General features: G+C 39.4%; 11 protein-coding genes. 3 read left to right on the forward strand and 8 right to left on the reverse strand.

Features of this window, described 5'->3' with window-relative positions; all coding sequences use genetic code 11:
* Positions 1 to 70 precede the first annotated feature (70 nt).
* From ACJ9PY_RS14505 to ACJ9PY_RS14515, 3 genes are all read right to left on the reverse strand, one after another.
* Complete coding sequence (locus ACJ9PY_RS14505) at positions 71 to 1,312, reverse strand: iron-containing alcohol dehydrogenase (RefSeq protein ID WP_411738417.1); 1,242 nt, start codon at positions 1,310 to 1,312, stop codon at positions 71 to 73.
* A 117-nt stretch (positions 1,313 to 1,429) separates the two neighbouring features.
* Complete coding sequence (locus ACJ9PY_RS14510) at positions 1,430 to 2,635, reverse strand: hydroxyacid-oxoacid transhydrogenase (protein WP_411738418.1); 1,206 nt, start codon at positions 2,633 to 2,635, stop codon at positions 1,430 to 1,432.
* An 18-nt stretch (positions 2,636 to 2,653) separates the two neighbouring features.
* The gene (locus ACJ9PY_RS14515; protein ID WP_411738419.1) at positions 2,654 to 4,096 is read right to left on the reverse strand and encodes an aldehyde dehydrogenase family protein; all 1,443 of its coding nucleotides are present in this window, start codon (positions 4,094 to 4,096) and stop codon (positions 2,654 to 2,656) included.
* Positions 4,097 to 4,683: 587 nt separating this feature from the next.
* On the opposite strand from ACJ9PY_RS14515, the gene ACJ9PY_RS14520 reads away from it, so the two are divergent.
* Positions 4,684 to 5,349, forward strand: coding sequence for a GntR family transcriptional regulator (locus tag ACJ9PY_RS14520; RefSeq protein ID WP_057215460.1), 666 nt, complete (start codon positions 4,684 to 4,686; stop codon positions 5,347 to 5,349).
* 543 nt (positions 5,350 to 5,892) lie between these two features.
* On the opposite strand, the gene ACJ9PY_RS14525 is transcribed toward ACJ9PY_RS14520, so the two are convergent.
* The 3 genes from ACJ9PY_RS14525 to ACJ9PY_RS14535 are packed head-to-tail and all read right to left on the reverse strand — an operon-like array spanning position 5,893 to position 7,635.
* Positions 5,893 to 7,029: a zinc-dependent alcohol dehydrogenase gene (locus ACJ9PY_RS14525; RefSeq protein WP_063575945.1), complete on the reverse strand. Its 1,137-nt coding sequence runs from the start codon at positions 7,027 to 7,029 to the stop codon at positions 5,893 to 5,895.
* 15 nt (positions 7,030 to 7,044) lie between these two features.
* Entirely contained in the window at positions 7,045 to 7,407 is a 363-nt protein-coding gene (locus ACJ9PY_RS14530) for a spore coat protein (protein ID WP_048682441.1), read from the reverse strand.
* A gap of 12 nt (positions 7,408 to 7,419) precedes the next feature.
* Entirely contained in the window at positions 7,420 to 7,635 is a 216-nt protein-coding gene (locus ACJ9PY_RS14535) for a hypothetical protein (protein WP_061463532.1), read from the reverse strand.
* A 188-nt stretch (positions 7,636 to 7,823) separates the two neighbouring features.
* On the opposite strand from ACJ9PY_RS14535, the gene ACJ9PY_RS14540 reads away from it, so the two are divergent.
* Positions 7,824 to 8,027, forward strand: coding sequence for a hypothetical protein (locus ACJ9PY_RS14540; protein ID WP_098866628.1), 204 nt, complete (start codon positions 7,824 to 7,826; stop codon positions 8,025 to 8,027).
* A complete protein-coding gene (locus ACJ9PY_RS14545) occupies positions 8,027 to 8,326 on the forward strand; it encodes a spore coat protein (RefSeq protein ID WP_063575942.1) in 300 nt (99 codons plus the stop codon). The genes ACJ9PY_RS14540 and ACJ9PY_RS14545 overlap by 1 nt, the downstream gene beginning before the upstream one ends.
* A 779-nt stretch (positions 8,327 to 9,105) precedes the next feature.
* On the opposite strand, the gene ACJ9PY_RS14550 is transcribed toward ACJ9PY_RS14545, so the two are convergent.
* Together ACJ9PY_RS14550 and ACJ9PY_RS14555 are read right to left on the reverse strand one after the other, a co-directional pair.
* Complete coding sequence (locus ACJ9PY_RS14550; protein ID WP_411738420.1) at positions 9,106 to 11,301, reverse strand: transglycosylase domain-containing protein; 2,196 nt, start codon at positions 11,299 to 11,301, stop codon at positions 9,106 to 9,108.
* 137 nt (positions 11,302 to 11,438) lie between these two features.
* Positions 11,439 to 11,657 carry a hypothetical protein gene (locus tag ACJ9PY_RS14555; protein WP_057277386.1) on the reverse strand — a complete coding sequence of 73 codons (219 nt, stop codon included), beginning with the start codon at positions 11,655 to 11,657 and terminating at the stop codon, positions 11,439 to 11,441.
* Positions 11,658 to 12,190: the final 533 nt, after the last annotated feature.

Below are 12,190 nucleotides of genomic sequence, written 5' to 3' on the forward strand. Positions count from 1 at the left end.
TATGTCCGAAAAAAATCGGGAAGGGAAACTGATTCATATCCCCTAAAATTTCAGGTGATTTTCAAAGGTTTTATACATTCACGGCCGTTTCTGAACTTTTGGCTCTGATTGTATTTCGATTACCATAATTAAAACCTTCAAAGTCCCCCTCATAAGCCTTCTCTATAATCAGTTGGATATCCGATGCCTTCGTCAGCCTTGGATTAACGACCACGTTACCGCTTCGCATGGAATCTTCCACTAATTTCGGCAAAACGTCTATTGAAACTCCAAGCTCTTTAATGTTAAGAGGAATATTCATGCTCCGATTCATTTCGATGATGGTTTCGATTGCTTTCTCGGCTGCTTGCGCATTGGATAAACCGCTTACATCCCTTCCTAAAGCTATTGCAATTTCTCTATACTGATCCTCGCATGCCGGCAGGTTGAATCTCATGACGAATGGCAATAGTGCTGCATTTGCGATACCATGCGGGATATTAAAGACTCCTCCAAATGTATGGGAAATGGCGTGTACATTCCCCAGGCGGGATTGTGAAAAGGCTGCACCAGCTAACAGGGAGGCTACAAGCATATTTTCCCTGCTTTCCATGTCCGTTCCCACAAAGTACGATCGTGTTAAATTTTCACCGATCATCCTAATGGCCTGCATCGCGAAAGCCTTGCTGACAGGGTTGGCAGATTTGGAGGTGTAAGATTCAATAGCATGAGTCAGAGCATCCATACCAGTAGCTGCAGTAATCTCTTGAGGCAAATTTAATGTAAGGGCCGGGTCCAATATAGCTAGCTTCGGAAACAGAAGTGAACTAAGTACACCTAATTTAAAAGAAGTTTCCTTATTCGTTACCACTGTCGAATTAGTAGCTTCACTGCCAGTTCCAGCCGTAGTCGGGATTGCTATGATCGGGAGCGGAGGAATGGAAATCTTTCCAACTCCTTCATAATCCAGGATATGGCCGGGGTTAGTAGCCATTGCCGCAATGCCCTTGGCTGTGTCAATGCTGCTTCCTCCACCTACAGCCAGAACCGCCTCCATCTTTTGTTGCTTAAGATAAACTGTCCCTTGTTGGATTGTTTGAGCTGATGGATTAGGCTCTACCTCATCGTAAATCTCAAAAAAAAGGTTTGCAGAAGCAAGGGATTGTTCAATGCCTTGTAAGAGACCGGCTCCTCTAACCCCTTTATCTGTTACGATCAGCACACTCGATACACCTAAATCCTTAATTAGCTCCCCTGTTTTTCCTGATATTCCGTTACCGCACTCCACCCGTGTCGGCATACTATATGTAAAAGGCATAAGAGACATTTTCATCTTCCTCTCCATTTATATTCTATTAGATGGTGAAAACCTTTCCGCCCCGGTCTGCAGATCCATCATGAATGGTTATGATGCTTAACCTTCCAGGGACACCATTCCTTTACAAGCAATCTATAAAGCTTTTCTAAGTAATTCTTCTAAACTGTGCTGGGTAGGCATTCTTGGGTTATTCCGAATCAGGCGATCGATTTGGAGGGTCTTCTCAGCAATTTCGGGAATATCCTCTTCTTTGATCCCAATCTCCGTCAGCTTTGTAGGCAGTCCAATTTCCCCAAGCAGGGTAAGCACAGCTTTTGAAGCAGCCAAAGCGGCTTCCTTATCGGAGAGGCCATCCGAGTTAACATTGAATGCCTGGGAAATCCTCACCATTTTTTCTGTTTCTACAACTTCATTATATTCCATGACATATGGAAGCAAGAGCCCGGTCACCTCTCCATGCGGCGACTTCACAAGCCCTCCAATTGGGTAAGCCAATGCATGGGCTGCTGCTGTACCTGCATTTGAAAAGGACATTCCAGCAAGCAGGCTGCCCATTAGCATATTGGAACGTGCCTCGAGATTGCTCCCTTGCTGCACCGCAATCGGCAGGTTTTTTGCAATCAATTCAATAGCTCTGTAGGCGAGTGCATCGCTTATGGGGATTGAACCTTGGAATAATATGTTTCCTTCTGCCTGGATATATGCAGAAGGTTTGGCTGTGTATGCCTCTATCGCATGTGACAGAGCATCAATTCCGGAACAAGCTGTTACATAAGCGGGAAGCCCTAACGTTAATTCTGGATCAAGTAGAGCAACGGTTGGCCTTAAGTAGTTATCCGAGATACCAACTTTCAGGTTATTTTCCACATCGGTCAATACCGCCACTGATGTCACTTCTGAACCGGTTCCAGCCGTCGTCGGAATCGCTACAAGAGGGGCGATTGGTCCAGGAACCTGGTTTTCTCCGCCATAATAGTCCAAGGGATGTCCGCCATGGGCGACCAACAAAGCAACAATCTTCGCCATATCAATGCTGCTTCCTCCACCAAGGCCAATTACTGCATCAATATCCATTTGAGATTTAGCAAACTCATAACAGTCTATCGCCGAATCTACCGGAGGCTCCGGTACGACCTGGTCATAGATAACTGTTTCGTAATTTGCATGTTCCAACAACGTTGAAATTCTGTCTACGATTCCTGCATTTTTGATCCCTGGGTCAGTAACGAGCAAGATGTTTTTCGCCTTTAACCTTTGCAGGATTGAATCCAATTGCCCGATCGCCCCGTTTCCAAATACGATTCTTTCGGTAGAATAAAAATCCCATGTATTTCTCATATCCCTTACCTCCGAAGTCTATAGATTGATGACGACAAGTTTTTCGTCTGTCATCTCTTGCATGGCATAATGCGGTCCTTCTTTGCCAATTCCGCTGTCCTTTACGCCGCCATACGGCATGATGTCGGCACGGTATGTAGAAACATCATTGATGATCACACCGCCAAAATGAAGTTCCTGTGTTGCCCGCATGGCTAAAGTGATATCGGATGTAAATAAACCAACTTGTAAGCCGAACTTCGTATCATTTGCCTGACAAAAAGCCTCCTCGATGTTATCGAAAGGAATGATGCTGATCACCGGCGCGAACACTTCCTGGCAGACTACCTTCATTTCCGGTTTCACATCTATTAATATAGTAGGTTCTAGAATCGAATCCCTCCTTTTCCCTCCATATAGCACTTTGGCACCTAGACGCTCAGCCTCCTGAATCCATTCTTCCGCACGCCTTGCTTCCTTCTCGGAAATCATAGGACCAATGTCCGTGGAAGAATCTGCAGGATTTCCGACCTTCAAGCCCTGTGCCACCATGACTGCCTTCTCCACAAACACATCGCAGATATCTCTATGAACGTAGATGCGCTGCACAGAGATGCAGGCTTGCCCTGCATTCACATACCCCCGCGTGACACAGAGCTCAACTGCCCTGTCTAAATCAGGGACATCCTTGTGAATGATATTTGGGGAGTTATTCCCTAATTCCAAGGTAACCTTACGAATTCCCGTACTGCTCTTAATGTGCCGTCCTACGCTGGGACTCCCTGTAAAAGTGAACATCGCAATTCGTTCATCCTCCAAAAGATATTGACCTGTTTCCTGCCCAAACCCGTTGACCACATTCAGAAAACCTGCGGGCAATCCAGCTTCGGAAAAGATTTCTGCTATCTTACATGCAATGAGCGGCGTCATCTCAGCCGGCTTCAACACGATTGTATTTCCCGCTGCCAACGCGGGAGCCACCTTGTGGATGGTGAGATTGAACGGGAAGTTAAACGGGGTGATCGCACCGATAACTCCAACAGGAACCCGGATGGTGAAAGCCATCTTATTGTCGTTTCCAGACTGCCCCAAAGGAACGCCTGTACCGGCAATCCGTTTTGCTTCTTCAGCTGATGCTATCATCGTTTGAATTCCTCTATCGATTTCCCCCCTGGCATCCTTCAATACTTTACCGACTTCCTGAACCAGAATCATCGCCAGCTCTTCTTTTCTTTCTTTCGCGATATCCGCTGCACGCATTAAAATCTCGTAGCGTTGATCGAAATCTAGCTTTCTCGTATTAAAGGTTTCCAATGCATTGGTCACCGCATCAGAAACAATTTCGCGGGATGCCCTGCCAATCCGGGCAATTTCTTCTTTGTCATATTTGTTCATAACAGCGATTGTATGTTGATCGGATATCCATTGCCCATTTATGAAATGGCCATAAAATGCATTTTTTCTACTAAGCGATGTGCTCATTGAAGATTCCTCCTTTGAAAAATAACGATCACATTTTTTCACTTCACAGTTATTTTTGCTAATTCAATAAATTTCAATCAAGAAAACGGCAAGCATAAAGCGCTTCCATTTTAAACGTAAGATTTTGCCTGTCCATCCATACTCTTTAATTGTTGTTTATAGAATCCTGATCAAAAATAGTATGTAATCACTTCCGAAAATATATCATATAATATATTATTTTGTAAATATTTAAAATTAAAAAGATTCTGTTTTCTTGAATAAAACCTTATAAGTAAAGGGTTTGTACCTTTAAATAATATCGACAGATAAAATAATTCATATTAATTTGAATAATTTTATATATTATTTTTACAAAACTTACGAATATAATATATAATTATCAGTAATGAGAATATTTTTTGTAGCTATCCAGCAAACTATAGGTCCCCTTATAAACTCTCTATTCTTGATATCAATATGATTTCGCCTTATCTTATTGATAGAGGCAACAAGAAGAAAGCTACTTCAGTAATAATTTAAGGTGTAACATCTATATGAAATAACACTCGTTCTCATAGAAATTTTTTTAAGTTAGGGGCATTTCGATGATAAAGGAAAAAGAACGCGGGGAGACAACGGAATATGTCTACAATTTATTAAAAGAAAAGATTTTTGAATGGGATTTATCGCCGGGACAAAAAATCAATATCAGTCATTTAACCCGGGAAATCAACATTAGCGCCATACCTCTCAGAGAAGCATTATCTCGTCTGAACTCTGAGAACTTAGTCATCTTAGAACCAAATAAGGGGTATCGGGTCAGTGACATATTAGATACTGAAAATATGGCGAAAATGTTGGAGGCCCGGATATTACTGGAGACGCATGCGGTCCGGAATATTATCCGCTTAAATAATGTAAGCGTGACGGAAGAAATGGCCGCGCTTACAGATGAAATGTTTTCCACAAACACAGGTGCTTCCAACAAAAAAATACTAGATTTTACTCATTTAGATCAACAATTTCATCATGCCATCATGAACGCTGGAGGAAACCCGTTTTTATTTGAAGCATATAAAGGCATGCACTGTCATCTTCATATAGGCCGGTTTTATCACGTCAAAGGTGAGATCGACCAAAAAGACGCCCCATCGGAACATATGGAAATCATTGAGGCCATCCGGACAAGGGATGTATACAGAGCCGAGATTGCGATCTCCAGCCACATACAGGATTCCATAGATCGTTTATTGGAGAGGACAAAAAGATAATACTTGGAAGCTATTGAGGATAATCTTCTTCGGATATCAGTCATCGTAATCGCTTTGATCAAATTTCCGCAATATGCAAGTGGATTTAAACAGACATTACCATCTCAAATGCTTAAAGAAAGTGACAGAAAAACATGTGAAAGATTTATGCACCAAGAAGAAAACAAGTTAATCAAAGGGATGAAACCAAAGGCAAAAGAAAAAAATAACAAAAACCCTATAACTAATTTGTTCCTTATTTGTAGGTCGTGGGTTTTACTTAATGAAAAAACGTCTTTCAAAAAAAGATAGCATAGAGCACCAAAAAAAACGATTTTCCCTTAACGTGGGCAAAATCGTCTTTTCTGGTGCTTAATTTGAATAAGGTAAATGTAGCTCCCAAGACAGGGTGTTCACTTTTCTTAATTCTTCTTCTATGCGTATTTCATCCAGAAGTAAAAAATTACTCCAAAAAGTTAAAAAAGGATTTGATATCTTCCCTTCTTACTCATAGTCCATATCCATAGTTGTAAAATCTATTTTTCCAAATGAAAACAGCCATCTTTATGGCTTAAGGACCACTTTAATACATCCATCTGTCCTTGTATCAAATACTTCATACCCATGCTTTGCTTGGTCAATTGGAAGTACATGGGTTACTACATCGCCAGGATCTACTTTTCCTTCTGATATTAGTTTATAAAGGTAGGGCATATAAGGAATAACAGGAGCCTGTCCGGTTTTTATATCCACGTTTCTTTGGAAAATATCTCCTAGAGGGAATCCATTATAACGGCCGCCATAAACACCTGTTATTTGTATGGTTCCCGCCTTACGCACTGCTTGGGACGCAATTACAATCCCTCCCATGGCTCCCCCGTGTAATTTAAGACCCGAAGCAAGATATTCCATCGGAGTCATTTTGCCACTCATCCCGGAACAGTCAATAACGATATCTGCACCACCTTTAGTGATTTCTTTAAGGTATTCGCCAGTGTTTTCATATTGTGCAAAATTTACGGTTTCGACTTTATTCGTCCTTTTTGCATGCTCTAAACGATAATCGAGATGGTCGACAGCAATCACTCTTTTCGCCCCTTTAAACCAAGCGAATTTTTGAGTAAGCAGACCTACAGGACCACAGCCTAAAACGATAACCGTATCGCCAGATTTAACACCTGCGTGATCTACACTCCAGAATGCTGTGGATGCTGCATCAGCGAGCAACACCAATTTTTCATCTTCTACCTCGCAGTCTTCAGGGATTTTGAAAGGGGTGAAGTTTCCATAAGGAACACGCATATATTCAGCTTGCCCTCCCGCATACCCACCAGTTGTTTCAGAGTATCCAAAAAAACCACCCATTTCCCCATGAGGATTTGAATTATCGCACTGACTTGTAAGGTCGTGGTCGCAATACCAGCAGCTCCCGCAGCTAACGTTAAAGGGGATAATGACCCGGTCTCCCTTCTTTACCTTAGTTACCCCTGGTCCAACTTCCTCAACAACCCCCATCGGCTCATGACCAATCACATAATCTGTAGGCATATTGGGAATTAATTGATGAATCAAGTGCAAATCGGAGCCGCAAATCGCTGAAGTAGTGACTTTTACAATAATATCATCCGAATTTTTGATGTTAGGGTCTTTAACTTCTTTAACCTGTACATTTTTATTGCCCTGGTAAGTTACGGCTTTCATGATGCTTTTCCTCCTTTATTTATTCGGCGTTGCGAACATTCCGAGTCTGTCAGTATCATTCGGGAAAAGATTCATTCCAGCGATACTAACAGCCATATCGGCTGATTTCAAATCTAATTCCACCTGTTTACCTACATCGTTCGGATAAAGCCAGCCCTTCCTGATCATTAAATCGGATAACTCACCATGTAAGTCAATGGATTGCTCCATTTGCTGGTACAATGCTTTTCTCAATGCGGGATTCGCTGTTTCAGATAATGCAATACCATAAGTATGAATCCCACTTTTGATCGAAAGTAGAAAATCTAGCGCGAAAGAGGAATCAGCCATTTCCGGCATATGTTCAGCACCTTGTGGATCTAAAAAATCCATTTCCATTTAAATTTCACCTCATTTTTCATAGTTTGTCCGGGCTTCTGTATAAAAACCCTTTAGCTCGTTTATAGCAGCTATGGATTGTTGTACGTCTTTTTCCATTAATGCTTTTAAGTCATTGTCAAAGCAAATACCTTGCATTAATTTTGATCTCATTAAACCTATTGTTTTTAAATTCAAAATTTCATGCGTTTCCATGGTTTCATGAAATGCCAAGCTTTCATTTTCCATACGCTCACCTCCCTAATCTTTATAACAAAAATACCTTTCCCGATTCATTTGTTTGTTATACGGAATATTGACCGATAGGTAGTTTATTTCCCAAAATACACATTATCTTTGCAAATGATGATGTATAAAAACTTTTGTATTACGAAAGATATTGAAGTGAATTCCCAAAGAAATGGAGTGAAAAAATCATGACAAAAAATTTAGGACTGCATGAGACTTTAGAGGCGCACGAAATTTTAACTTTCAAGAGTCTTTGTCTAACAAAGTCCTCTACAATGAGCAGTTTAGTGCAGGATACAGAACTACAAAATATTCTATTAAAAGACACGAGGACCGGGACACAAGATATTCAAACACTGCAGGAAATTCTGACGAATCGAGGGGAACAGTAATGACAAATTTTTTGCAAAACATGGCAGGTATGGGTGGCATGACTGATCAGGTGATTGCAACGGACTTCTTAATTTCCGCAAAATCTGGAATTAGAAATCTTGCTTTTGCCATTACAGAAACAAAAACACCTGAATTGAAAGCAGCCCTAAGAGAACAGCTTCGTGTCGCTGTAGAAAGACACGGAGAGATAAGTAACTATATGATTTCAAAAGGTTACTATCATCCACATGATTTAAGTGAACAATTACAAGTTGATATAAATACAGCAAATACAGCCCTAAACCTTCCTCAACAATAAAGTCAGATCACACAGGGGTCCGGGCGAATGGAAAAAAGCAATGAATTTCTCGAACTTGAGAAACATTGCTTTTTTTAGGGGTATATTATAGGAAGTGCTTAGCAAAACAAGCTAATAGTGGTAATGTAGAAGATCCAATCTAGATGCTGTTGTTTTAACGAATTTTACTTCTTTCTTACTAGGGTTAAATCGATCGATTTCTTCATGCCACACTCTCTGCATTTACGAATATATATTTAACCGAACTTTCAAACTAAGTTTTACCGCAATTGTCATAGCGACCACTAACGTCAGGATAATCTTCGTGGTCATAAATAATTACCTTCTGGATTTTCAGACAAAGTAAAATCACCTTCACTATTTTATTTGATTATATAAGACAGGAATGCGGAGCAAGCCTGCCTTTGTATAATTTCTAAACTATACCTTGCACATAATCTTTAAACTCTATTATGCCAGCTGGCTTTATTCAATTATTTTCTTCAATCCCTAGAAGCAAACCAAATTCATCTTTTCACAATCCAGTTATCAATATACCGATGCAGTAATAAATAGATAACCTTGAGCCCTGCAATCGTTTACCAATCTGATATTTTGAATTTACTTTTTTGACAATACCTTCCAGTCTTCACTATGTGTTCAAACTAAGCTTTTTCAACTAAACACCTCTCTTGTTCAATAAGAAAAAGGCTGCCTCAGCAACCTCCCTTATTGAAGTAAAGCACCCTATCGTTTAAGTAAAAAAGGATGGAACCAATGCAATCCCATCCTAAAAATCTTTATTGTTGGTGTTTCTTATCCTCTTGTTGTTTATGCTTCTCTTCCTTTTGTTTGTGTTTCTTTTCCTCTTGTTGTTTATGCTTCCCTTCCTTTTGTTTGTGTTTCTTTTCCTCTTGCTGTTTATGATTCTCTTCCTCTTGTTTATGTTTTTTATCCTCTTTATTTTCACCAATTTCAAATGGTTTATCTTTATTATTTTTTGTAACTGGTGGACCTTCTTCAGGATTTGCACCTTTAATGAACAGTTCATTATTCACCTGGTATACATCACTAGGCTGCTGGAATCTGCTTTGGTCTGTTCCAAACGCTTCCAGCATGACCTTAAACATTTGGTGCGAGATTTTAGTTGTATTTCCATCCATATAATTACCTGGACCATTTTTAGTATATCCAGTCCAAACTGCCATAGTGTATTGTGGTGTATAACCAGCGAACCAACTATCATTTACCGAACCGGTTGGATATCCATATTGTGCTCTGGTTTTACTGTCAAAATTGGTTGTGCCAGTTTTTCCAGCCACATCTTGTCCAAGAACATTTGCAGTTTTTCCTGTACCAGATTTTACGACTGTCCGTAACATATCCGTCACCAAATAAGCTGTGTAATCATGCATAACACGTTTTGGCTTTGGAGTAAAATTAACAACTCTGCCATCAGGATAGACAACTTTACGAACAAAATGTGGTGTATTGTATTCACCGTTATTTCCAAAAGCACTATATGCCCCTGCCAACTCTAATGGATTAACCGTATTACTTCCAATCGCATATGATTCGTACACCTTATTATTATTAAAAGTAATACCCAGATTTTCTGCAAAGTTTTGTGCCTTATCCATTCCTACTTCTTGAAGGGTAAGGAGTGCTGGAATATTGTATGACCATTGAAGTGCTGTTCTAATAGACAACATTCCGTGATATTGATGATCCCAGTTAGAAATAGATTGACCATTTGAGTAGGTTATCTCATGATCATTAATTTGGTGTGCTGTAGACCATTTTGAATTTTCAATAGCAGGACCATAATCAAAGACTGGCTTGAAAGTAGATCCTGGTTGACGTTTAATATCAACCGCAAAGTTGTTGCCTCGGAAGGAAGCTTTATATTGGTTTCGACCGCTTCCAATAGCTCGAACTTCTCCTGTTTTTGTATCTAAAAATACGAAGGCTCCTTGAAAATTGTCATTTGGATAAGAAATAATCGTATCGGTGTTCATTATTTTATCCGCAAAGGTCTGAGCTTTTGGATCTAGCGTCGTATAAATAGATAATCCATCCGAACTGATATCAACATTTTTCTGCTTTTTTTCAACTTCTTTTACAACAGCGTCCAAAAACGCCTCGTACGGCATTCCTTGTTGTTTCTTTTTTGGAACAAGTCCTGATGTAACTGGAACCTTCTTTGCATCCTCCAATTGCTTGTTCGTAATATACCCTTGTTTATACATAGCTTTTAAAACATTATTACGACGATTTGTTGCAGCTTTCACATGTTCCGGTTCAGTGGGATCGTAATAACTTGGACTCTGTGGGAGCCCCGCTAACATAGCGGCCTCCGGAAGCGTTAATTTATTTAGATCATCGGCATCGATTCCGTAGTAATTTTTGGCGGCAGCTGCTACACCATATGCCCCGTCTCCAAGGTAGATCTTATTTAAATACATCATTAAGATTTGATGTTTAGAATACTTTTGCTCAAGCTGATAGGACAAGCTCCATTCCTGTACCTTTCGCTTTATTGTTTTCTGAGGTGACAAAAAGGAGTTCTTGATGACCTGCTGTGTAATCGTACTTCCGCCTTGAGATCCGAAATCCCCTTTTAGGTTCTTGAAGATTGCTCTCGAAGTTCCTTTTATATCAATGCCATTGTGTTCATAAAAATGTGCATCCTCCGTGGCAAGGAAAGCATGTTCCAACATTTTTGGAACTTGAGAATACTTAATTTTTGTCCGCTTTTCTTTACCATATTCGTAAAGGAACTTACCGTTTTTATCGTATAATTTGGTAGAAAGCGGATCGACAAGTTTTGAAGCATCTATTTTAGGTGCATCCTTAATCATTGCTGCAACCGTAACTGTCCCTATTCCAATTGAAATAACCCATAAAAGTAAACACCAAAGTAGAACTTTTTTCAAGAAAGACCTTCTTTTAGGGGAGTTTTTACCTTTTGTTTGATCTTGTTTTGTTTTTTCCACTTGTTTTCGTTCCTGTCGTGAACGATACGTTTCTGACATTAATCTTCTCTCCCATATTCAAGTTAATCAACAAAATTGAAGTAAACTATGAAAATAACCTTTTATTTAGTCACTAGTCATTAATATTCAGTATGGTATTAAAAACAGTGCATTTCACTCAAAACCTGAATATAACGTATTAAGGAAGAATTTATCCTATACTCTCCTTGGTCGGTTTTCGCAATAAAGTAATTACTTCGTACTATCTTATCTAATACATCTTTAAGAACGTCTTCCTTCTTTACATCTGGCCCTTTTATTATTTTTTCTCGTTTAATATCATTATCCAAGGTATAACAAACAATAAATTTCTTCAAATTAAATCCCCCTTTCGAGAACAACTTGTGATTTGTCTTAAGTAGGGAAACACGTCTACTTATTTGAAGCGAATAGTCTTAAAATTATCCTGAAAAGAATGCTATTATCGACCAGCTTTGTCTTAAAGACGTTATACATGAAACAAATGCCCCTGTTGATAAAATGATGGATGGCATTCCTACTATTTTCGAAAAATACCTTTGTGTACCAACTATAAATATTTCATGAATACCATAGATACCGCCTAAAAGAAGCAAAGCGTGTATAGAAAATTTCATTTTTTTCAGTCCATTACACAGACCATTTATATTAATTCGAAAGGAATCTTAGTATTAAGGGGGCAAAAATATTTAATCCTCGATTCCCCCCCTCTATATAAAGACCAAATCTGCACTATATTCAATAAAAAAGACACCAATTATGACAGCTGGATTTTGTTCCCGTTTATAAGCCCTTTCTCTTTTTCTATATATTATGTTTGTTTTACGTAATAACCCGGATAACTTACCTATCTATAGACCATAACAAGAAT

The organism is Peribacillus sp. S4 (assembly GCF_046715815.1).
GTDB classification, from domain to species: domain Bacteria; phylum Bacillota; class Bacilli; order Bacillales; family DSM-1321; genus Peribacillus; species Peribacillus frigoritolerans.

Coding starts and splice junctions, on each gene's coding strand:
- ACJ9PY_RS14525 (WP_063575945.1), bottom strand. CDS start 7,029: ATGAAAGCCGTAACTTACCAGGGCAATAAAAATGTACAGGTTAAAGAA.
- ACJ9PY_RS14535 (WP_061463532.1), bottom strand. CDS start 7,635: ATGGAAAATGAAAGCTTGGCATTTCATGAAACCATGGAAACGCATGAA.
- ACJ9PY_RS14515 (WP_411738419.1), bottom strand. CDS start 4,096: ATGAGCACATCGCTTAGTAGAAAAAATGCATTTTATGGCCATTTCATA.
- ACJ9PY_RS14540 (WP_098866628.1), top strand. CDS start 7,824: ATGACAAAAAATTTAGGACTGCATGAGACTTTAGAGGCGCACGAAATT.
- ACJ9PY_RS14520 (WP_057215460.1), top strand. CDS start 4,684: ATGATAAAGGAAAAAGAACGCGGGGAGACAACGGAATATGTCTACAAT.
- ACJ9PY_RS14545 (WP_063575942.1), top strand. CDS start 8,027: ATGACAAATTTTTTGCAAAACATGGCAGGTATGGGTGGCATGACTGAT.
- ACJ9PY_RS14510 (WP_411738418.1), bottom strand. CDS start 2,635: ATGAGAAATACATGGGATTTTTATTCTACCGAAAGAATCGTATTTGGA.
- ACJ9PY_RS14505 (WP_411738417.1), bottom strand. CDS start 1,312: ATGAAAATGTCTCTTATGCCTTTTACATATAGTATGCCGACACGGGTG.
- ACJ9PY_RS14530 (WP_048682441.1), bottom strand. CDS start 7,407: ATGGAAATGGATTTTTTAGATCCACAAGGTGCTGAACATATGCCGGAA.